General features: G+C 62.1%; 19 protein-coding genes and 1 pseudogene. 10 read left to right on the top strand and 10 right to left on the bottom strand.

What is annotated here, in order from left to right:
• Window positions 1–371: 371 nt before the first annotated feature.
• Window positions 372–1253 carry a LysR substrate-binding domain-containing protein gene (locus AC3WTO_RS28915; RefSeq protein ID WP_492464394.1) on the top strand — a complete coding sequence of 294 codons (882 nt, stop codon included), beginning with the start codon at window positions 372–374 and terminating at the stop codon, window positions 1251–1253.
• Between the two features lie 490 nt (window positions 1254–1743).
• On the opposite strand, the gene AC3WTO_RS28910 is transcribed toward AC3WTO_RS28915, so the two are convergent.
• The 5 genes from AC3WTO_RS28910 to AC3WTO_RS28890 all read right to left on the bottom strand — a co-directional run bounded on the left by AC3WTO_RS28910 (window position 1744) and on the right by AC3WTO_RS28890 (window position 6289).
• A complete protein-coding gene (locus AC3WTO_RS28910) occupies window positions 1744–2898 on the bottom strand; it encodes an amidohydrolase (protein WP_492464393.1) in 1155 nt (384 codons plus the stop codon).
• A 56-nt stretch (window positions 2899–2954) separates the two neighbouring features.
• Window positions 2955–3752 carry an amino acid ABC transporter ATP-binding protein gene (locus AC3WTO_RS28905; RefSeq protein WP_492464392.1) on the bottom strand — a complete coding sequence of 266 codons (798 nt, stop codon included), beginning with the start codon at window positions 3750–3752 and terminating at the stop codon, window positions 2955–2957.
• Complete coding sequence (locus AC3WTO_RS28900) at window positions 3749–4669, bottom strand: amino acid ABC transporter permease (RefSeq protein ID WP_492464391.1); 921 nt, start codon at window positions 4667–4669, stop codon at window positions 3749–3751. Before AC3WTO_RS28900 ends, AC3WTO_RS28905 begins: the two co-directional genes overlap by 4 nt.
• A 25-nt stretch (window positions 4670–4694) precedes the next feature.
• Window positions 4695–5591, bottom strand: coding sequence for an ABC transporter substrate-binding protein (locus AC3WTO_RS28895; protein WP_492464390.1), 897 nt, complete (start codon window positions 5589–5591; stop codon window positions 4695–4697).
• Between the two features lie 284 nt (window positions 5592–5875).
• On the bottom strand, window positions 5876–6289 hold the full coding sequence (locus tag AC3WTO_RS28890; RefSeq protein ID WP_492464389.1) for a helix-turn-helix domain-containing protein: 414 nt from the start codon (window positions 6287–6289) through the stop codon (window positions 5876–5878).
• Window positions 6290–6401: 112 nt separating this feature from the next.
• Between AC3WTO_RS28890 and AC3WTO_RS28885 the strand changes: the two genes are divergently transcribed.
• The 3 genes from AC3WTO_RS28885 (at window position 6402) to AC3WTO_RS28875 (ending at window position 8167) form a co-directional block, all read left to right on the top strand.
• Window positions 6402–6734 (top strand): GatB/YqeY domain-containing protein, encoded by a 333-nt coding sequence (locus tag AC3WTO_RS28885; RefSeq protein ID WP_492558467.1) that lies wholly within the window; start codon window positions 6402–6404, stop codon window positions 6732–6734.
• 226 nt (window positions 6735–6960) lie between these two features.
• Entirely contained in the window at window positions 6961–7938 is a 978-nt protein-coding gene (locus AC3WTO_RS28880) for a GlxA family transcriptional regulator (RefSeq protein WP_492464387.1), read from the top strand.
• A 73-nt stretch (window positions 7939–8011) separates the two neighbouring features.
• The gene (locus AC3WTO_RS28875; protein WP_492464386.1) at window positions 8012–8167 is read left to right on the top strand and encodes a hypothetical protein; all 156 of its coding nucleotides are present in this window, start codon (window positions 8012–8014) and stop codon (window positions 8165–8167) included.
• Between the two features lie 154 nt (window positions 8168–8321).
• On the opposite strand, the gene AC3WTO_RS28870 is transcribed toward AC3WTO_RS28875, so the two are convergent.
• The gene (locus AC3WTO_RS28870; protein WP_492464385.1) at window positions 8322–8603 is read right to left on the bottom strand and encodes a DUF982 domain-containing protein; all 282 of its coding nucleotides are present in this window, start codon (window positions 8601–8603) and stop codon (window positions 8322–8324) included.
• Window positions 8604–8911: 308 nt separating this feature from the next.
• Between AC3WTO_RS28870 and AC3WTO_RS28865 the strand changes: the two genes are divergently transcribed.
• From AC3WTO_RS28865 to AC3WTO_RS28855, 3 genes are all read left to right on the top strand, one after another.
• Entirely contained in the window at window positions 8912–9415 is a 504-nt protein-coding gene (locus tag AC3WTO_RS28865; RefSeq protein WP_492464384.1) for a hypothetical protein, read from the top strand.
• A 648-nt stretch (window positions 9416–10063) separates the two neighbouring features.
• Window positions 10064–10705 carry a nuclear transport factor 2 family protein gene (locus tag AC3WTO_RS28860; protein WP_492464383.1) on the top strand — a complete coding sequence of 214 codons (642 nt, stop codon included), beginning with the start codon at window positions 10064–10066 and terminating at the stop codon, window positions 10703–10705.
• 562 nt (window positions 10706–11267) lie between these two features.
• Complete coding sequence (locus AC3WTO_RS28855; protein ID WP_492464382.1) at window positions 11268–11543, top strand: hypothetical protein; 276 nt, start codon at window positions 11268–11270, stop codon at window positions 11541–11543.
• A 376-nt stretch (window positions 11544–11919) separates the two neighbouring features.
• On the opposite strand, the gene AC3WTO_RS28850 is transcribed toward AC3WTO_RS28855, so the two are convergent.
• Window positions 11920–12396, bottom strand: coding sequence for a metallophosphoesterase family protein (locus AC3WTO_RS28850; protein ID WP_492464381.1), 477 nt, complete (start codon window positions 12394–12396; stop codon window positions 11920–11922).
• A 279-nt stretch (window positions 12397–12675) separates the two neighbouring features.
• Between AC3WTO_RS28850 and AC3WTO_RS28845 the strand changes: the two genes are divergently transcribed.
• Entirely contained in the window at window positions 12676–14154 is a 1479-nt protein-coding gene (locus AC3WTO_RS28845) for a protein adenylyltransferase SelO (RefSeq protein ID WP_492464380.1), read from the top strand.
• A 180-nt stretch (window positions 14155–14334) separates the two neighbouring features.
• Here AC3WTO_RS28845 and AC3WTO_RS28840 read toward each other — a convergent pair whose 3' ends face one another.
• On the bottom strand, window positions 14335–15090 hold the full coding sequence (locus AC3WTO_RS28840; RefSeq protein ID WP_492464379.1) for an NYN domain-containing protein: 756 nt from the start codon (window positions 15088–15090) through the stop codon (window positions 14335–14337).
• A 258-nt stretch (window positions 15091–15348) separates the two neighbouring features.
• Window positions 15349–15456, bottom strand: a pseudogene (locus tag AC3WTO_RS28835) (nucleotidyltransferase); the annotation flags it as partial.
• Window positions 15457–15540: 84 nt separating this feature from the next.
• Between AC3WTO_RS28835 and AC3WTO_RS28830 the strand changes: the two are divergent.
• Together AC3WTO_RS28830 and AC3WTO_RS28825 are read left to right on the top strand one after the other, a co-directional pair.
• Window positions 15541–16176 (top strand): hypothetical protein, encoded by a 636-nt coding sequence (locus tag AC3WTO_RS28830; protein ID WP_492464378.1) that lies wholly within the window; start codon window positions 15541–15543, stop codon window positions 16174–16176.
• A gap of 386 nt (window positions 16177–16562) precedes the next feature.
• Window positions 16563–18956: a CoA transferase gene (locus tag AC3WTO_RS28825; protein WP_492464377.1), complete on the top strand. Its 2394-nt coding sequence runs from the start codon at window positions 16563–16565 to the stop codon at window positions 18954–18956.
• A 597-nt stretch (window positions 18957–19553) separates the two neighbouring features.
• Here AC3WTO_RS28825 and AC3WTO_RS28820 read toward each other — a convergent pair.
• Window positions 19554–19820, bottom strand: a complete 267-nt coding sequence (locus AC3WTO_RS28820; RefSeq protein ID WP_492464376.1) for a hypothetical protein — start codon at window positions 19818–19820, stop codon at window positions 19554–19556.
• Window positions 19821–20055 lie beyond the last annotated feature (235 nt).

The following is a 20055-nucleotide window of genomic DNA, read 5'->3' as shown; positions in this document are numbered from 1 at the left end:
AAGGTTTTCGGGTACGACACAGGTCGATCCACCTATCTGGCGTTCCGGAATGGATCCCCGACACTCTCCGCTCCCTACGGTCGCTCCGAGGTCGAGGATGACGAAGTTTCTATGTCCTCGGCCAATCGCAACCGTTGGTGCTATGGCAAGTCGCTAACGCCGGTGGCGGTTGCCGGCGTTGGAGATTAGCGACGCCTCTCTCCCCTCGTCATCCTCGACCTCGAAAGGAGCGAAGCGACTGGAGCGTGTCGGGGATCCATTCAGGAACGCCGGCTAACGTCGCTCACATCAGATGAGGAATGCGGGTTGAGGTCGTGTACTGTGGTCTCCGTGAAAGACGGACATGCTCTCGGCAACGGATCTGGGCAAAGATGAACATCCGGCACATCGAAATCTTCCGGGCGGTGGTGACCAACGGAACCGCATCGCGCGCGGCCGAAGTGCTCCGCATCTCGCAGCCCGCCGTCAGCAAGGCGATCCAGGAGCTGGAGCGCGAGATCGGTTTTGCGCTGTTCCATCGCATCAAGGGCCGCATCCTGCCGACGACGGAAGCGCAGCTGTTCTTCAAGGAGGTCGAGCTGACCTTCGCCGGCATGGCGCAGCTGCGCAATGCCGCCGCGCGCATCCGCGACTTCGGTTCCGGCGAAGTGCGCATCGCCTGCCTGTCGGCGCTGAGCACCAATGTGCTGCCGAAGGCCTTGCATGCTTTCCTGAAACGGCACCCCAATGTGGCGGTGACCTTCCAGGCGCGGATGTCGTCGCTGGTGCGCGACCTCGTCGCCTCCGGCCAGTTCGATCTCGGCATCGCCGCCGACGAGATCGACCAGACCGGCGTCGAGGCACGCCCGTTCGCGCGCTATCGCGTCGAAGCCGCCCTGCCGGCCGGCCATCGCCTGGCCGCGCTGGAGGTGATCCGGCCACAGGACCTGCATGGCGAGGACTTCATCGCGCTGGCGCCCGAGGACACCACGCGCCAGGAAGCCGAGCGGCATTTCACAGAAGCCGGCGCAAGGCCGAAGATCCTGCTGGAAACGCCCTATTCGACCACGGTCTGCGCCATGGTCCAGGCCGGCATCGGCGTCGGGCTGGTCAACAGGCTGACCGCCGAGATCTATCTCGACCGCGGCCTGGTGCTGCGGCCGTTCGAACCGGCGATCTATTTCCGCACGCTGATGCTTTTACCGCCCAACCGGCAGCCGTCGCGCATCCTGCAGGACTTCATCGACGAGCTGATGAAGGTGAAGGCGGGCTAGCGGGTTTTACCAGCCGCCTCCATTTGGAGCCCGTTTTGAAACTCGACAGCGGCTGGTTTGCGGTGCGTCCTTCGAGGCTCGCCCGGCAAGGGACCACGCTGTGCTTTCAGTTGACGTGCGGGCGAGCACCTCAGGATGAGGGCGGTGGTGCCAGGTCTCCTTATCCTGCAACGATCCAAAGCAAGGGAAGTCGCGTCAACCGTCCTCATCCTGAGGTGCTCGCGAAGCGAGCCTCGAAGGACGCACCAAGGCACCGCGCTGTGCTTTCAGTTGACGTGCGGCGAGCACCTCAGGATGAGGGCGGTGGTGCCAGGTCTCCTTATCCTGCAACGATCCAAAGCAGGGGAAGTCGCGTCAACCGTCCTCATCCTGAGGTGCTCGCGAAGCGAGCCTCGAAGGACGCGCCAAGGCACCGCCAGTTGCCATGCAGGAAGGCCGGTGGACAACCGCGCAATCGTGCAGATGCAACGGTCAAAAGTGACCGATGCAGCTAGTCCGCCACCGCCATCTTGGCCACCGCCGCGAGCCAGCCGACGGCGGGTGCGATGATGTCGTCGTTGAAGTCGTAGCGTTCGTTGTGGAGCTTGCCGCCATCGACGACCGGACCGTTGCCGATCAGCACATAGGCGCCGCCCCTGCCTTCGACCAGGAACGCGAAATCGTCGCCGCCCATGGCCGGGCGGATGTCGCGCGTCACCGTCAGCCCGATGCTCTCGGCGGCCAGGATCGCCAGGCGCGATTCCTCCGGCGTATCGGCCATGACGCGCCCGGTCGATTTGATCTCATAGTCGGCTTCGACCCCGAAGGAACGGGCGATGCCCTCGATCACCTCGCCCATGCGCTGGATGACCATGGCGCGGACATCGGCATTGAAGGTCCTGAGCGTGCCGACCAGTTGCACGGTCTCCGGGATCTGGTTGCTGACCAGCCCGCCATTGACCATGCTGACGGTCAGCGCAACCGTGTCGATCGGGTCGACATTGCGCGAGACGATGCTGTGCAGGGCGACGATGAGATGACCCGCCGCCAGGATCGGATCGCGCGTCGCATGCGGCAAAGCGGCATGGCCGGCGATGCCCTTCAGGGTGACGTGCCAGTCGCCGCCGGCAGCCATGGACGGGCCGTTGTGGACCGCCACGACGCCGGGCGCCATTCCGGGCCAGTTGTGGCAGGCAAACAGCCGCTCCATTGGAAAACGTTCGAACAGGTCGTCGGCGATCATCGCCTTGGCACCTTCGCCGTTTTCCTCCGCCGGCTGGAAGACGAAATGGATGGTGCCCGACCAGCTGTCGTCGCGCGCCAGGGCCGCCGCCGCACCGATCAGGCAGGCGGTGTGGCCATCGTGGCCGCAGGCATGCATGACGCCTGGATGGACGGAGGCATGGGCGAAAGCGTTGGCCTCGGCGATCGGCAGTGCATCCATGTCGGCCCGTAGGCCGACGGAACGGTTCGAGCTGCCGCGCCTGAGCGTGGCGACCACGCCGCTTCCGCCGACGCCCGTGACATGCGGTATGCCGAGTTCGGTCAGCCGCGCGCTGACGAAGGCGCTGGTCTGGCGTTCCTCGCCCGACACTTCGGGATGCCGGTGCAGGTGACGCCGCCATGCCTTCAGCCTGGCCAGCAATTCATGGTCGATATGGGTCATGGTGACGGAATCCAGGTTGAAATTCTTGGCGCTGTTGCGGACACAAACCGCTGCTTTCAGAGCACCTTGGACAGGAAAGCCCGGGTGCGCGGATTGGCCGGCCGGTTCAGCACCTCGCGCGGGTCGCCTTCCTCGACGACGGCTCCCTGGTCCATGAACACCAGATGGTTGGCGACCTCGCGCGCGAAACCGATCTCATGGGTGACCAGCATCATGGTCATGCCGGAACGGGCGAGATCCTTGATGACATCCAGCACTTCCCCGACCAGTTCGGGATCGAGCGCGGAGGTCGGTTCGTCGAACAGCATCACCTCCGGCTCCATCGCCAGGGCCCGGGCGATGGCGACGCGCTGCTGCTGGCCGCCGGAGAGCTGGCTCGGATAGCGGCCGGCGAGATCGGCAAGGCCGACGCGCTGCAAAAGGGCCTGCGCCTTTTCGCGCGCCGCGGCCTTCGGCATGTTCTTCACATGCACCGGCCCTTCCATGACGTTTTCGATCGCCGTCATGTGCGGGAACAGGTTGAAGCGCTGGAACACCATGCCGGTGCGGCGGCGCTGTTCGGCGATGCGCCCGGGCGCCAGCACATGCATGCGGCCGTCGATCTCGGTGTAGCCGGCGAGTTCACCGAGCACGAAGACCTTGCCGGCGGAAATCTGCTCGAGCTGGTTGATGCAGCGCAGCAGCGTCGACTTGCCGGAGCCGGACGGGCCGATGGCAACGCAGACCTCGCCGCGCCGGATGGTGAGATCGACGCCGCGCAAGGCATGCACGGAACCGTAGAATTTGTGGATGCCCTGCAGGACGACGCAAGGCTGCGCGGCGGCGTCGCGGGGCGGTGTCATGATGGCGTTCATTCCGTCCTCGCCCTGATCGTGTCGACGCCCTTGCCGAAATGACGCTCGAGATAATACTGGCCGACCATGAGCAGGCTGGTGATGGAGAGGTACCAGAAGCCGGCGACCAGCAGCAGCGGCACCGGCAGATAGAGCCGGTTGGCGATGGCGTTGGTGGCGAACATCAGGTCGAGCGTGAACGGCACGGCCAGCACCAGCGACGTCATCTTCAGCATGCCGATCGTCTCGTTGCCGGTCGGCGGCACGATCACCCGCATGGCCTGCGGCAACAGGATGCGCCGCCAGATCCGGCCCTGCCGCATGCCGAGCGCCTGCGCTGCCTCGAGCTGGCCGCGGTCGATGGCGTTGAAGCCGGCACGGAAGATCTCGGCGAGATAGGCGGATTCGTTGAAGCCAAGCCCGACGATCGCGGCCACCGCCGGCGTGACCAGCATCCTGGTGTCGAAGCCGACGATCTCGCCGCCGAAGGGCAACGACAGCGAGATGCGCGGAAACAGCACCGCGAACAGCCCCCAGAACAGCAGCTGCGTGTAGACCGGCGTGCCGCGGAAGAACCAGATCCAGAACCAGGCGCAGGTGCGCAGGATCGGATTGTCGGAACCGCGCATGACGACGAGCAGCAGCGCGATCGAGATCGCCACCGCCATGGCGACGAGGGTGAGCAGGATCGTCCAGCCGACGCCGCGTATCACCTGCGGGGCGAAGACATACTGGGCGAAGATGTCCCAATGGAAGTTCTCGTTGGTGGCCACGCTCTGGGCAAAAGAAATGGCCAGCCACACAAGCAGCAGCGTCGCCAGCCAGCGTCCGGGATGGCGCCTCGGAACCACTTCGTTCAGCTTGACGGCACCATCCCGGTCGGCCTGCCACACTGGTACCGGATGGTCCGGTGCGGCCTTCTCGATGTCCACGCTCACCTGATCCGCTCCCGCTTTGGCTGCTTCAATCCTTCACCTTCGGATTGATCTCGGCCACCGCAATGTTGGAATCGTCGATGCCCCACATGCCGTAGATCTCCTTGTAGACCCCGTCGGCGATGAGCTTGTTGGTGACTTCCGCGATCAGCTCCGTCAGCTGAGTGTCCTTCTTGGCGATGGCGATGCCGTTGAGGCCGAAGCCGCCGAGTTTGCCAGTCGGGCGCATGGTCACCAGCCGGCCTTTCGACTGCTTGGCGGCATAGCCGATCGTGGCCGAGCCGGAGACCGTCGCCTCGGCGCCATCGGCGGCGACACGCGTCAGCGCCTCGGCCTGCGTCGCGAACGGGATCATCTCGATCTCGGGCTTGCCGGCGGACAGGCATGCCTGGTTTTCCTCCTGCAACAGGCGCTGGAAGAAACTTCCGCTCTGGATGGCGACATGGCGCCCGCACAGTTCGTCCGGCTTGAAGGCCTTGGGGTTGCCCTGCTTGACCGCCCACAGGGCGCCGGTCTGCGAATAGCTGACGAAATTGACGGCCTTCATGCGTTCGTTGCTGATCGAGAAGGCCGAGATGCCGAGATCGTATTTGGCGCCGAGCGCAGGCAGGATGCCGTCGAACGCCGCCGTGCGGAAATCCAGCTTCAGGCCGAGCGTCCTGGCCATGGCCTCGGCGATATCGACGTCGATGCCTTCGGGCGTCGTGCTGTCCTTTTCGGAGATATACTCCCAGGGCGCGTAGGCCGTATCCGAGCCGATGACCAGCACGCCCGCCTTGGCGATGCGCTCGGGAAGCTTCGCCGCCAGCGCCGGATCGGTGGCGATCTTGTCCGGGGAGAAGTTCGGCGCTTCCTGTGCAAGAGCCGGCGCAGCGGCCAGCAACGTTACCATGGCCGCCTGAACGACCCGTCTCGACTTGTTCATGGTGTTCCCCTGTTCTTGCGATCCGGCATCGCAGCCGGTCGATTGCGGTCTCTCCACAAGGCAAGGCCGGCGGAGTGCTACCGATGGCCAAAGACTAGCCAGACGGAACGCATTCCGTCCAATATTGAGTTTTCGCCGCGTTATTCCGTTTGGTTATGGGATGAAGCGTCGGGCAAGCTCTTCGGCCGGGTGTTCGTGCTCGACCGCTTCCAGGCCTGGCGAGCCGCACAACTGGACACGGCCCGGCAAACCCACAACCCCGACCATTCGAAAAAAGCGTGCCCTCAGGAACGCGACAGTTGCAATTGCAGCATCTGCAGCAGGCCCGCCGTGTCGGCCGGGCTGCCGACCAGAACGACCTTCAGGCTGCCAGCCTCCGGGTCGAAGGCCGTGGTGAGATGCAGGGCCGGCGTGCCGGCATCCCCGGTCATGGCGGCAGCTCCGAGGAAGGTCGCCAGCCGCTCGGCGCGCTGCAGCGTGATGTCGGGAATGTCGACGACACAGGTGGCGCGCGCGCCGCCGGCGGCATGTCCGCTCGTCACGCCGGCAAAGGCGTCCAGCCTCGCCTGCTCGATGCGGTAGGACTTGCCGATGCGGGTCGCCGGCAGGCGCCCGTCGCGGATGTAGCGGATCACCGTCTTGGGATGCAGCTTCAGCTGCTCGGCGGCCTGGTCGACGCTGAGAAGGATTTCAGACATGCTCTGAATTACTCCTTAAAATTCCATATTAGGGTATTATATGGAATCATGTAGAGCAATAGCTCATCCGCTATGAAACTTTATGGAGATAGCAATGTTGGAAAGCGAGCGCATGAAAACCCGGCTGCGGATCGACCTGGTCGCGGCGATGAAACAGGGCAGGAAAACTGAGGCGACGATCCTGCGCGAACTGATCGCCGCGCTCGACAATGCCGAAGCCGCCCCCGCGCGCGACGAGTGCCTGTCGCTGGTCCGCCATGATTTCTTCAGCGCCACGGCGGAAACCGCAAAGCTGGTGCTGAGCACCGAGCAGGTGCGCGACGTGCTGCAGGCCGAAATCGCCATGCGCGAGCAGGCGGCGGCCGAATATGCCCGGCTGGGCAAAGGCGCCGACAGCCTGCTGGCGGAGGTCGCGGTGGCGAGGCGGTATCTTGAAACCGCGTAGGGATCGGGCACTTTCGTTTTTGGAACCGGAAGGCTTGGAGCGTTTCCGTTTTTCACGAAAACACGGAGACGCTCCAAGCTTTTGTTTTCAAAGCATTTTTGTAACACCAAATAATTCCACTGGCTCCAAAATGCTTTATCTCTTTGTTTTTACGCAATTCCAGACGCAAAACCGCTGCGCACTTTTGCTGGAATTGCTCTAGCCTAAACGGCGATTGGAGACATCGATGCCCCTCTCCCGCCCGGACGCCGCGCCCATCGAGGTGACGATCCTCATTCTCGAACAGTTTGCGATGATCGCCTTCTCATCGACGGTCGAACCGCTGCGGGAAGCCAACTGGGTTGCCGGAAAGCCGCTGTACACGTGGACCGTGGTCTCGCAGGACGGCAAGCCGGTGCGAGCCAGCAACGGGCTGATGCTGCAGGTGGACGGTGCGATGCGGGATGTTGCGTTCAGCCCCGTCGTCATCGTCTGCTCCAGTTTCGACCCACAGCTCCACGTCACGCCGGCCATGCTCGGCTGGTTGCGGCGGCAGGCACGCCGGGGCGCCATGGTCGGGGCCGTGGAAACCGGTGCCTACGTGCTGGCGCAAGCGGGCCTGCTCGATGGCCATCGCGCGACCATCCATTGGGAGAATGCACCGGCTTTCGCCGAGGCGTTTCCCGAGGTGCACCTGACCGATACGCTTTTCGAGATAGACCGCCGGCGTTTCACCGCTTCCGGCGCGTCCGCCGCCATGGACATGATGCTGGCCATGATCGCCGAACAGGCAGGTCGCCAGGTCGCTTCGAGCATTGCGGACGAGTTCATCTACAACCGTATGCGCCGGGGACAATCGCCGCAAAGGCTGCCGGCATCCGACAGGCTTGGCGCGCGCAACCCGCGCCTTCGGCGACTGCTCGGTTTTCTCGAACGGACGCTGGCCGAAACCGTCGAAGTCGCCGATATGGCCGCCGCCGAGAACATCTCGGTGCGCGAGGTCCAGCGCCTGTTCAAGACACATCTCGGCGTGTCGCCGAAAGCCTATCATCGCGGGCTGCGGCTGCAGCGCGCGCAGGACCTGCTGCGCCAGACGGATATGGCGGTCGGCGACATCGCCTCGAGCTGCGGCTTCTCGTCGGGAGCCGACTTCTCGCGCGCCTACCGCCGCGCCTTCGCACGGCGCCCCATCGACGACAGCGGCGCCGCCTACCTTTCAGGCTGATCGTATCCAGTCGGCAACGATAGTGCTGGCAATATGTCCGTGGGCGAACGACAATGAACCGAATGGAGGACCGATGCCCAAGGTCAAACGCGAGAGCGCTCTCGACAAGGAGCGCGCCAAAACAGAGAAGCTCCTCAAAAAGGTTGGATACACAGCCTTGAAGGAGGCCGGCGTGGTATCCAAGCGCCCCGACCTGCCAAATCTGAAGATTGAAAAGCGAGAGAAGTAGCGCGCCTAATCACTGCGGTTAGCAAGGCTGGCAGCTCGCATGCAGTTCGAGTTCGACGCCGAAGTTACGCATTCCGGTGAAAACACGGCGACAAGACCGACGCCACCGCAGGAATGGCGAGGGCGGCCGCATAAGCACGACCGCCCAGACCGGATCATGCAGGCAGCCATTCATCGGCAGCCCTTGCTGCCGCCAGCTCCAGCGCGTCGGGGGCGAGGATACCGGTTTTTCTGGCGAAAGCTTCGAAGGCGAGGCGTGCCGCGGACACGCTGCCGTCGGTGAGAGCCGCGCGACCTGCAGCAAGCGCCTGCTCGTGAGTGGGGCTTCGCGAACCGACCCATTCGTTGAGGATTTCAAAGGCCTCTTCGACGGATTCCACATCGCGCGGAAATCCAAGGCCGACGAAAATGTAAACGGGTTTCGCAAAACGCTTCATGGGCTTCCTCGTTTGTGAGCAACACCGAAATTATCGGGTTCGCTTAAAACAAACGATCCGGCACTTCGTTCAAACGAATTCATCCGTTCGGAGGATGGACGCGAATTCGATGGACCTTGCGGCCCCGAGCGGCAGCGCGAGACCAGCACAGAAGGTTCCGTTGGGCATGCGGCGCTTCAATAATTAGCGGAACCATCGGGTATCCGTCCCGTTTTCGAGCAGGACCCGTTGGTTGTCTGCCGCATCAGGACCGGTCGAATTCCGGTTTCAAATGTCGGAAGCAACGCTGGCTCAAAGGAGTATCCACCATGACAAGATCCATTGGCTGGCTGGCGGCGGCAACGATTTGTCTTGCAGGGCCCGCCCATGCAACGGATGCCTCGTTCCTTAAGTCGCTGGCCGGAAGTTGGGCCGGCAAGGGCACAGTCGAAGTCGAGACCGGGTCCAAGCCTATCAAAATCAACTGCAAATTTTCGTCGCGTGCGACTGATACCTCGCTGTCGCTGAATGGCAAATGCACCGGATATGTCGTCTTCTCGCGAGCGATCGGCGCCGACGTCAAGACCGACGGAAAAACCTATACGGGTGTGTACACCGGTTCCCGAACCGGTCCTGCCGGCCTGCGTGGCAACCGAGCCGGCGATGCGTTGGTCCTGGGCATTCGCTGGGCAAAAGAAGTCAATGGCGACCGCGCCGCCCAGCTGAGACTGGAAAAGCTCGGCAACAACCGGATGCGCCTGACGACCATCGACAAGGACCCGGCGACGGGGAAAAACGTGGTCATCAGCCAGATCAATCTCAACCGCAGCTAGCTGTTCTTGATGGCAGGGTCAGCGTGATGCGTGGCTGGCCTGAGGCGGTCAGGACAAGATGAGGGAAGGAGCCCTCCAGCGGTTCCACGAAGGGCGGCAGCTTTGCGCCCGCATGTCGGTCGTAAAGCTGTAGCTTGACCTCGCCCTCATAGCTGCCGTTTGCCGCATGTCGAAGAATGGTCGCCAACTTAGTTTGAGAGCTGCGCTGAGATCGCAGTCGTCAGAGATGAACTCCGATACAAAATAATGGACTCCCAACCCGCGGCTACATCTGCAAGAGCTCCAATTGCGGCAAGAGAGAGCTGGTCGTAGCCCATGCTCGAGATGAGCTAGATCGCCGCAACTAATCTTGCTCGCTGTAGCTTCAACTGTCTTTTCCGCGGGACTGTGCATCCACCCGCCATCGCGGGCCAGTTCGGCCGGCAAATTGCTGGAGCCGCTCAAGGTTTGGGACCCCTGATTTGAATCGGCAAGCGTAAGCTTCCGCTGTTGCCGGCCTGAATCTTCAAATATTTCGAATGAGATATATTCATCCTACCTTTATGTTTATTCATTTGACGGAAAGATTAGTTTTTCTACAATAAAAATTTGAAAGTAAGTCAAATTTCTCGCCTAATAAAGTTTATCTCAATTGGTTGGAGGATGGCCATGGATTTTGCTCGGCGGTTTACTGGGTTCTACCTGTGTTTGGCTCTTGTGCCGACTTTTATGACTTCGACCAGTGCCACTGTTTCCGCAGCGGAAACTACGGACAAAAAGCCGGTCGCCAACGCTCCCCGTCAAAATTGGGCCACCACTGATGGTGTTGTGAGCATGCAACCCGCGAAACCTATTCCTTCGTCGGGTGTGGCGGATCAGATGATGATTGCCAATGCCTTCGGGGGTTGGGGCATCGCCTATGATGAGGGGAAGCTTGAGGTTGTACGGTCGCTGTTTACCGACAATGGCCGACTCGAAGTACTGAAAGGAAGCGGAAAGCCGATCGAAGTGGTGGAAGGCGTCGACGCTATTGTCGCAGCCGTGAAAAGAGACCGCGCCAGTCAAAACGACCAGCGACGCCACCTGATTTCCAATACGCTTGTCGAAAAACTCGGTACCGACAGCGCGACAGCCATCGCTTACAGTGTCGTTACAGTTGCCAGCGATAACGACCTTTACCTCGGTGCCAGCGTCATCTATCGCGGTGATCTCAAGAGACAGCCTGATGGGACCTGGCGCTTCGAGCGCTTGGTCATTGGCATGGATGCCTACAAGCGGCCCACTCCCGCCTCGTCGGCGGAGTCGAAATAAGATGTTCGTCAAGACAGCATCTGGAGTTGCCAAGACGAGATCGACAGGTGCGTTAAAGCCCTGAGCTGGTTGAAAATATCCAGTGTGAGACAATGCTGGATACTGCGTTTATGCCTGCTTGCCCCAGTCCTGGCGACATGATGCGCGAATGAAATGAAGGAGGGCAGCAGCCTCGTCGCCCTCACAAGTGCACACTTGCGGCCTGGCACGGATGTCTACGGGTTCCACCTCATGGCTACTCCAGCTCCGATCGAAGGGCGGCTTTGCGCCCTCCTTACGGTCCGTGCGGCTATCCGGGGGACCTGCCATTCAAGGGGTTCTTCTGCGCCTCGGTCTCAAGTCTGCCACTGCGTCGTTCTTCGCAGGGCTAGTCTGGGTCGATCGAGCCGAAATCGATTACTGCACTGATAGGAGTGATTTCGAATCGCTCGACAATGGGTTCCTCAAAAATTTCGATCACGTAATTTTGAGATTGAAGTCGCGAAACACCGGCAAGGCCCGCCCCGTACCACGAAGGCGATCGTCGTTTGAGCGGTCGATAACGCAGGGAAGGAATCAACCCATGAACTTGAAGTACATTGCGCTGGGCGCGCTCGCGCTTTCCATGGTTGGCGGCGTTGCCTTTGCGGGAGCACTCGACGAGCCGGACAACATGGCGCCGTTCTTCACCGATTCCGGGATGAAGACGATGAAGTCGGAGACCGAGTTCAAGGCGGCCTGGGCGGCTACGCCGAAGGACAAGCAGGGCATGATGATGAAGGAGTGTCAGGATGCCGCGATGAGCAAGCCTCACGCCGAATTCTGCGCGAACGTGAATATGTTTGCCGGTCACAAATGATGGTGGAAGGCCCGATCCAATAAGGGCCTGATCGATAGGCGTTTCAAAACAGGAGGTGGGGGGCCGCGAGGTCCGCCACTTCCGGTCTGCCGACACGCATGTAGCGCCGAACCAAAAGCGTTCAAAGCTTCGGGCAACCTTGCGCCGCGGAATGCGGCTTTCCGACGACGCAAAGTTCCTGGATTCACTACCGCCTTTTTTCGTCTCTATGGCCTTTGGCGAAACCAATTGAGTCATTTGGCATACCAGGTCTCACGACTTCCTGGCCACAATGTTGTCGATGCACCGGATGGGTCGCGTCGTGCTCGGCCTTCCCGCATAGTTGTTTGCAGATGGCGTCTGCATTCTTGGTCTCTGCCCCAGAGGCGGGGACTCCTCACGGCCGCTCGTCATCTGAGGCAATCTCGTAAATCCTGGGCACCAATCGCCCGTGGATGATCTGGACCCTTGCCAAGGTTATAGGCAGCCTGAACCTGCGCGGGCCTGCACTGCCCGGGTTGAGATAAATAGCGTCATCGCGGCTTTCGATACTGGCACGATGAGAATGACCGGAAATCACGAGTTTCACGCCCATCCCGGCTGGAGCAAATGTCATGTCCTTTCGGTCGTGGATCACGAATATCCTGTGCCCGAACAGCGTCACTTGAATGGTATCTGCAAACATAGACGCCCACGGCTCGACATCGATGTTGCCGCGAATTGCCGAGACTGGCGCGACACGTTCCAATCTCTCGATGATGGCGGGGTCTCCAATGTCGCCCGCATGGACGATGTGGTCGACGCCTCGGAGAAGCGTGACTGCGCCCTCACGCAGAAGGCCGTGAGTATCTGAGATCACACCGAGCGTGTTCATAGAGCCCAGAACTATCAGTCCTGCCTGGCACTGGCGAGGACTGGAAGTTCGGCGTCGTTCGTATGCGCTTGGAGGCTCAGTGGAGGGGCTCCGTCAAAAGACCCTCGGCCGCTCGCCTCCTTCTAGATATGCAATGGGGCTACCGCGACACCTGACAGCAGCTTCCTGGCTGGATGCCAGTGTCAGAACTGCGATTGGGCTGCGACCCCTCTCAAATTGTTGGCCCGCACCTCGCGGCATGCCTATTTAGCTGGTAACCTGAACAAGCCCAGAGTTGTCATGCCCAGCCCCCAGTTCCACCACACTTACGCCGCCGATCTCCCCGAACGGCTTTACGCCCGTCCGGATGCGTCCTTGGTTTCGACACCACGTCTGCTTGAACTGAATGAAATACTGGCGATGGAACTGGGCCTCGACATAGGCTGGTTGCGTAGTTCCGACGGTCTCGACATGCTGGCCGGAAACCGCTTCCCCGCTGACGTGCGTCCCATCGCCCAGGCCTATGCGGGTCACCAGTTCGGCAACTTCGTGCCGCAGCTTGGCGACGGTCGTGCCGCCCTTGTCGGGGAGTTGCTCGATACCGGCGGCCAATTGCGCGACGTTCAATTGAAGGGCTCCGGTCCGACCCGGTTTTCCCGCAATGGCGATGGGCGCGCAGCGCTCGGACCGATGATGCGCGAATACATCGTCAGCGAGGCGATGCACGCACTCGGAATCCCAACCACGCGAACCCTGTCGCTGGTTGCCACTGGCGAGCACGTCTACCGCGAGACCAGACTTCCCGGGGCACTGATAGCGCGCGTTGCCGCAAGCCACATCCGCGTCGGCACGTTCCAGTACCTTGCCGTACGGGAAGACATCGACGGCCTGAGGGCGTTGGCGGACTACGCAATTGCGCGGCACTATCCGCATCTCACCGAAGTCCCCCGTCGTACCCTTGGGTTCCTCGATGCCGTTGTAACCGCGCAGGCGAAGCTGGTGGCGCAATGGATGCTGGTCGGCTTCATTCATGGCGTGCTTAACACCGACAACGTCGCAATTTCTGGCGAGACGATCGATTATGGTCCGTGCGCGTTCATGGACGCCTATCATCCCGCGACGGTGTTCAGTTCCATCGACCATCAAGGCCGCTACGCGTTTGCAAACCAGCCCGGCATTACCGTCTGGAACCTGGCGCGGCTGGCCGAAGCGCTGCTGCCCATTGTAGGAAGTGAAGCAGGCGGAGACGACGAAGGCCTTGAGCAGGCGAAAGCGGTCATCGGATCGTTCCAGGCACGCTACGAGGCTGCGTTTCATGAAGGCATCCGCCACAAGATCGGGCTGTTTGCCGACCAGCCGGGCGACCTCGACCTTGCTGCCGAACTGCTTGACCTGATGGCGCGCAATCGGGCGGATTTCACCCTCACATTTCGCGATCTCGCGCATGAGATCGAAGGCGCCGGCGAAGTACGCAACCACTTCACCGACCCTACTGCTTTCGATAGCTGGGCTTTGCGCTGGCGTGAACGGCTGGCGCGCGAGCCGGAGAATGCAGCCGACCGGACTGCGCGGATGCGCAGGGTGAACCCGAAGTACATAGCACGCAATCACCGTGTCGAAGCTGCCATCGTCGCCGCCACCGATGAAGGCGACTTTGGTCCTTTCCAGAGCTTGCTCGCCGTCCTGGCGCGCCCGTTCGACGAGCAGCCCGAGATGGGGGAATATGCGCAGCCACCAGCGGACGAAGAGCGCGTCCTCCAGACATTCTGCGGTACGTAATTGCGACTGCGGTACAGGTGCCGGATGGGGTGAAAGAGAAATGGCAGCAATCGTTGCCTGTGGGGGCGGAAGCCGTCTCTGGGATCGAAGCGCTTTTTTGCTGGCAGCTATCCCCACCAGAGGCTCAAAACCGGACTGTCTGCTGTCGGCCCCCAAATTCCAGTTCAATGGTGCAGCCAGTCAGGACTTCCGCTCGGGCGAGGGCTTCGCTGATGCTGGCCTCTCGCGGATGCGTATGGCTCGCCCTTCCGGATGTTCGATCTCAAAGCCATTAGTCTTGCGGACGAGGTCGCTTAGCTTGCGGAAGCCAAAATTGCGGGGATCGAAGTCGGACGAAAGGTTTGCCAACTGCGCACCTACCGCTCCTAGCGGGGCCCAGCCATCTTCTGTCTCCATCTGATCGAGAACGCGGCGGATGATCGGCGTGGCCGCGCTCGGCGGCTGAAGGGGTTTGGACTTGCTTCCTGCCGCCTCCGCATTGGCCGGCGCATCGGGGAGCAAGTTTTCGGTGTAGGTGAAGCGTCGACAGGCCTGACGGAAGCTCTCTGGTGTTTTCTGTTCCCCGAACCCGAAGACATCGACACCCTGCTCACGGATACGAGCAGCCAGTCGCGTAAAATCACTGTCTGACGAGACCAGACAGAAGCCGTCGAAACGGCCACTATGCAATAGGTCCATCGCATCGATAACCAGCGTGATGTCAGACGCGTTCTTGCCAGTCGTATAAGCGAACTGTTGCTGCGGGATGATTGCGTGCCGTGCCAGGACATCGATCCACGCTTTCGATCTCGAGCTGGCGAAATCGCCATAGATTCGCCGGACACTGGCCTCACCAATCTTCGCGATCTCATCGAAAAGACCGTCGACGATCTTCGCGGACGCGTTGTCTGCATCAATCAGTACAGCTAGGCGCGGGGAGCGATTGTCGACAGCCATTACCGGAAGACCTTTCAGCCGGGAGTTACTTGCCTGCCTATCATGCGTTTCGTTGAACAGCGATGCCCTAAAGTCGGTTCACAGTTCAGTCGACGTTCTACGTTCAAGGGCAGGCCGATGGGGTGTCCGCTATCACATTCCCTGGTCTAAAACCCGTCTGTCCGCTTCCGGCCCCAACCAAGACGCCCATCGTGTGGAATTGAGCGTGATCGTTTCGCCGGAGCCCTGAGTGCAATTGCCATTGCTTCGAACCAGCAGGTCGCTGCGGTTCACCGTCAGCGGCTCGTCGACCCAGTTGCTGCGAGCGTGGGAGCCGAAGAGGATGATCTTGAGGATACGGCCGCTTTTCTTCCAATCCGGGCTGCCCCGCCAGCAACAATGCAATATGGTGGGGGTCCTCGACTTTTCTGCTCCCGAAGCTTTTGAGAGGGGCCTGCATGAGGCCGCGTGATGACCACCGACAGCCAGTATATTCTCGAAAGCATCAATCAGGGATGCGCGACGCTTACCGATGACGAGTTCGTCATCGACAGGCTGGTAAAGTATTTCGGCAACGGCAGGATCCGGTGGCACGTCGAATTCCGTGGGCATCGCATCGAACTGACGACGGGTCAGATCAAGAGGCAGCCGACCTTCCGCAGGAAGATCGTCGAACAGGCTGGTGTGCTGCCACCCCAGCGTACGGGGGACGACTACCGGCGATGGGCACTCGATCTGAGGAAGAATGCCATCGAGCTTCCCTGGCGCGACAGGCCGGTCGATTCCGGTTTCGCCATCGACAGGCTCACCAGCCACGGCAATGAGCGCTGGACGGTTGAATACCAGGGCAAGTCAATCAAGTTCACGACGACCAAATTGCGCAGGCAAGTCAGTTTCCGCAAACGCATGCTGGCCAAGGCCAAGGTGCTGCCGCCCCAACTGGACGCGATTGCCTATCGGAAGTGGATGGACTGGCTTATGCAAAACGCCACCGAGTCCGTGCCGTTGGCTGGCGATGCCTTGATGACGGAGAAAAGCTGGCTTGACGACCTGCCAGAGCTGGCCGGCTGGCAAGATGAAGCCCCAAGCAACCAGTCAGAGGACTGATGCCGGCTGAGTGCTTCGGGGCATTCCCGAACGGTCGCGGTGTACGAGTCCATCGGATGCGCACCGGCATTCCAGTCCAACCGACCGATTGCAGGCGCCTGCAGGCACCCCCCGGCCCAGGCTGGAAGCCTGAACCGGCATTTTGACGCCGGGGCAAGTCAGTCGCAATTCGCCGCAGAAGTCCTGAGTGGCAACGCAGCGACACAGCTTCCGAAGAATTGCGACACAACGGGCCGTCCCCATCGATTTCGGTCAATGCCCATGCATCGACAACCGGGCCCACCGGACGGGAAGCTGTCCCAAACGGGTAAGCACTGTTCCGTTGCGGTCAATCGCCCGCGCGCCGGGCGCTGTAGGCAAGGCTGTCCAGACAGCGGAGCGTCTAAATGTCAGCCCTTTCCGGTTACAAGGTCGTCGACTTCGGCCACTACATTGCCGGCCCGGCAGTGGCGATGATGCTCGCCGATTTCGGCGCCGACGTCACGAGCATCTCGCCCCCCGGCGGGCCACGCTGGCCGGCAGCGCAGCTTCTGGCGCGCGACAAGACCAACATCGAGCTCGACCTGAAGGATGCTGCGGGCCTGACGCAGGCGTGGGCGCTGGCCGCGAAAGCCGATGTGCTGATCGAGAACTTCCGGCCAGGCGTGATGGCGCGGCTGGGGCTGTCTTATGCGCAACTGGCGCGTGTCAATCCCGGCCTCGTCTACCTGTCGCTGCCGGGCTTTGCCTCGACCGACCGGGAGCGCGCCGACGTGCGCGCCTTCGAAGCCATTATCTCGGCGGCCTCCGGCCAGTTCACGGATATGGGCCTCAACCGTGTGCTGATGGGCATCGATCCGAGCTTCTCGCCGCTGCCGCTGGCCTCGGCCTATGGTGCGGCGCTGGGCCTCAACGCGGTGCTGTTCGCGCTTTTCGGCCGCCGCCTTAGCGGCAAGGGCGACCACATCGAAGTGCCGCTGGCCTCGGCGCTGATGGAAGGGCTGGCCTACAACTCGCAGCGGGTCGAACCCTATCCCGAACGCTACAAGTCGCCACGCGAAAAGGAGGTCGAACGCCGCAGCACGCAGGGCCTGCCGCTCGACCTGTCCTACGCCGCCCTGCAGGATCTGCTCGACCCGTTCTACCGCAGCTACCGGTGCTCGGACGGGCGCATGGTCTATGTCGTCTGCGCCTCGCATATCGACCACGCCAGGCGCTGCCTCGGCGTGCTCGGCCTGCTGGAGGAGATCAGGGCTCTCGGCATTCCCGAAGAGGACGACTGGTACCGACCGATGCGGGAGTGGGCGGGCGACTGCGCCCTGGGGCACTATCCGCTGTCCAGGCGCTGGGCCGACATCGTCTCGCGCCGCATGCAGGAGGTCTTCCTGACCGACACCGCCCTTGCCTGGGAACAGAAGCTCGGCGAGGGCCGCGTTCCCGCCCGCGCCCACCGCTCGACGCGGGAATGGCTCAACACCAGCCATGCCGTGCAGGCGGGGCTGATCGTCGAACGCCCCGGTCTCAAGAGACTGCGCTCACCCGGCCCGTTTGCCTGGCTCGGTGCCGCCGGCGGCGAGCCACAAGCCGACAGGCGCGCAGGCAAACCGGCGAGCGTCAGGGATGGCTCGTGGCTGAGCGGGCTGAAAGTCCTCGACATGACGAATGTCATCGCCGGGCCGACCATCGCCGCGCTGCTGGCTCGTTTCGGGGCCGAAATCATCAAGCTCGATCCGGTGAAGCCGACATTCGATCCGTGGAACACCATCGTGTTCGGCATGCAGGCCGGACGCGGAAAGAAAAGCATCCTGGCCGATATCCGTGCGGCCGAGGGGCGCGAGATCCTGAACAGGCTGATCCGCTGGGCCGACCTGATCACCATCAACGCCGTCGACAGGCAGATCGAAGGGCTTGGGCTCGACGACGCGTCGCTCAAAGCGATCAATCCCGACGCCATCCTGTGCCAGGTCGACGCTTTCGGCGGGCCGAAGCGCGGGCCGATGAGCGATCATCTCGGCTATGACGACACCGTCCAGGCCATGACGGGGGTGATGATCCGTTTCGGCGGCGGCCCCGACACGCCCGAAGAACATGCGCATTTCGGAACCATCGACGTGCTGGGCGGCTTCCTGGCCGCCGCCGCCGCGGGCGCGGCACTGCTGTCGAGACACAACCATGGCGACGTGCGACGGGCGCGCTCGTCGCTGACCGCCGCCGGCCAGTTGATCCAGCTGCCCTTCATGTTCGATTTTTCGGGACGCGGCCCCTTCGATGAGCCGAGCGGGCCGAGCGCGCTCGGCACATGGGCCGGCTACCGTTTCTACCTTGCCAGCGACCGCTGGTTTTTCCTGGCCTGCGCCAATGCGGGCGAGCTGCGGAAACTGGCCTATGTGCTCGACCTGCCGGAAGGCGCCGTCGATGAACCCGGACTGGAGCAGGTGTTCCGGGCGCGGCCGGCCGACTATTGGGTCGGCCTGCTGCGCGGGCTCGGCTTCGGCGCCGTCATCCCCGCGTCGATCGCCGGGCTGCGCGACCGTTACCGACAGGACGGCAATGCCCTGGATGGCATCGGCAGCTATGCGTTCCAGCGCCACACCATCGACGGCGGCACGGTCGAGCTGTTCGCGCCCTGCGCGATACGCGCAGCCAACGCCACGATGCTGAGCTTCCCACCGGCGGAGAAATACGGCGCTTCCACGCGCCATGTGCTGACGAAACTGGGCTACAGCGATGACGAGATCGATGGCCTGATCCGCGCACGCTGCGTGTCGACCAGCTGGTCGACGCAGTATCTGCCCGACTGATGCGGTGGTGTTCGATGCAAGCACGGGACGCTTGCGGAACGTGCCGTTCAAAGCGGACGCTTCACGCGAGGAAAAGGGCCGGGTCTCGCGTCGGCATGGTGATGGAGTGTTGCGGCACCGAGGCAAGCGGCAACCTCACGAGCCACGTCCCCGCCCGGCCAATAAGTGCGCGGCGCCGGCTGGCGGAGGTCGCGGTGGCCAGGCGCTATCTCGGGTGACCGCGCGACGCGGAGAACGATCTGGCGATGAGCCTTCATGGCATAGGGTGATTGCAGATGGAGGTAGCCTTCTGTCGAGGCAGGCACATGACTGTGCTTCTCTTTCCAAGTTCCGGAATGGATCCCCGACACTCTCCAGTCGCTTCGCTCCCTCCGAGGTCGAGGATGACGGGAGTAAGGGGCCCGGCCAATCTCCAGCGCCGCTGATGACACCGGCGTTTCCCGTCAACATTTCATTTCCCGATGACGTTGATCGCAGCACCGGCGTTCGCGATTGGCGGGAGCATAGAAACTCCGTCATCCTCGACCTCGGAGCGACCGCAGGGAGTGTAGAGTGTCGGGGATCCATTCCGGAACGAAGAAGAAGGCGGGCGAAACCTCACGTCCGCAGAGAGATGGAACGTTGCAGCACCGAAGCAAGCAGAAACCTCGTGAGCCGCATCACCGCCCGGCCCGGACAGTAAGTGCGCGGCACCTGCTGGAGCCTGCGCAGCCAGGGCGCGATGCCGACCGCCTCGAACAGCCGCCAGCCGAAAAAGTACAGGAGCTTCAGCACCACCTCGGCCACCAGCAAAAACAGCAGCACACGCATCAGCGTCCGCAGCGTTACGCCTTTCAGGACGTCTCGACCCTGCGCAGTGTGCATGGCACGCTCTCCGCAGCTCACCACGATCCGCGCCGCTCAATCGGCACCGTCGCAGGCTAACAGCAAGGTGGCGGGGTCGCCAGTTCGTGGCTGCCGGCAGGTGACTCGTCCTGCCAACCCCCGGTCGAAATACGGCATATGCCGTATTTTTCCGACCCTGGCGCGCGGCTAGTTTCCGCTCGCCCGCGCACGAATCTCCTTTGTCTTTCAACACAGTGCGGGCATCGGGGGAATG

The organism is Mesorhizobium sp. EU05-FHT14A09, assembly GCF_058790995.1.
Note: the sequence above shows the minus strand (reverse complement) of the source record. Positions and strands in the feature narration are given on the sequence as shown.

Bases quoted from the DNA above. Each gene is read 5' to 3' on its own strand.
- AC3WTO_RS28875 (WP_492464386.1), top strand. From the start codon at position 8,012: ATGCCCAAGGTCAAACGCGAGAGCGCTCTCGACAAGGAGCGCGCCAAA.
- AC3WTO_RS28850 (WP_492464381.1), bottom strand. From the start codon at position 12,396: ATGAACACGCTCGGTGTGATCTCAGATACTCACGGCCTTCTGCGTGAG.
- AC3WTO_RS28895 (WP_492464390.1), bottom strand. From the start codon at position 5,591: ATGAACAAGTCGAGACGGGTCGTTCAGGCGGCCATGGTAACGTTGCTG.
- AC3WTO_RS28880 (WP_492464387.1), top strand. From the start codon at position 6,961: ATGCCCCTCTCCCGCCCGGACGCCGCGCCCATCGAGGTGACGATCCTC.
- AC3WTO_RS28845 (WP_492464380.1), top strand. From the start codon at position 12,676: ATGCCCAGCCCCCAGTTCCACCACACTTACGCCGCCGATCTCCCCGAA.
- AC3WTO_RS28840 (WP_492464379.1), bottom strand. From the start codon at position 15,090: ATGGCTGTCGACAATCGCTCCCCGCGCCTAGCTGTACTGATTGATGCA.
- AC3WTO_RS28915 (WP_492464394.1), top strand. From the start codon at position 372: ATGAACATCCGGCACATCGAAATCTTCCGGGCGGTGGTGACCAACGGA.
- AC3WTO_RS28865 (WP_492464384.1), top strand. From the start codon at position 8,912: ATGACAAGATCCATTGGCTGGCTGGCGGCGGCAACGATTTGTCTTGCA.
- AC3WTO_RS28910 (WP_492464393.1), bottom strand. From the start codon at position 2,898: ATGACCCATATCGACCATGAATTGCTGGCCAGGCTGAAGGCATGGCGG.
- AC3WTO_RS28885 (WP_492558467.1), top strand. From the start codon at position 6,402: ATGAAAACCCGGCTGCGGATCGACCTGGTCGCGGCGATGAAACAGGGC.
- AC3WTO_RS28860 (WP_492464383.1), top strand. From the start codon at position 10,064: ATGGATTTTGCTCGGCGGTTTACTGGGTTCTACCTGTGTTTGGCTCTT.
- AC3WTO_RS28855 (WP_492464382.1), top strand. From the start codon at position 11,268: ATGAACTTGAAGTACATTGCGCTGGGCGCGCTCGCGCTTTCCATGGTT.
- AC3WTO_RS28870 (WP_492464385.1), bottom strand. From the start codon at position 8,603: ATGAAGCGTTTTGCGAAACCCGTTTACATTTTCGTCGGCCTTGGATTT.
- AC3WTO_RS28830 (WP_492464378.1), top strand. From the start codon at position 15,541: ATGACCACCGACAGCCAGTATATTCTCGAAAGCATCAATCAGGGATGC.
- AC3WTO_RS28825 (WP_492464377.1), top strand. From the start codon at position 16,563: ATGTCAGCCCTTTCCGGTTACAAGGTCGTCGACTTCGGCCACTACATT.
- AC3WTO_RS28820 (WP_492464376.1), bottom strand. From the start codon at position 19,820: ATGCACACTGCGCAGGGTCGAGACGTCCTGAAAGGCGTAACGCTGCGG.
- AC3WTO_RS28905 (WP_492464392.1), bottom strand. From the start codon at position 3,752: ATGAACGCCATCATGACACCGCCCCGCGACGCCGCCGCGCAGCCTTGC.
- AC3WTO_RS28890 (WP_492464389.1), bottom strand. From the start codon at position 6,289: ATGTCTGAAATCCTTCTCAGCGTCGACCAGGCCGCCGAGCAGCTGAAG.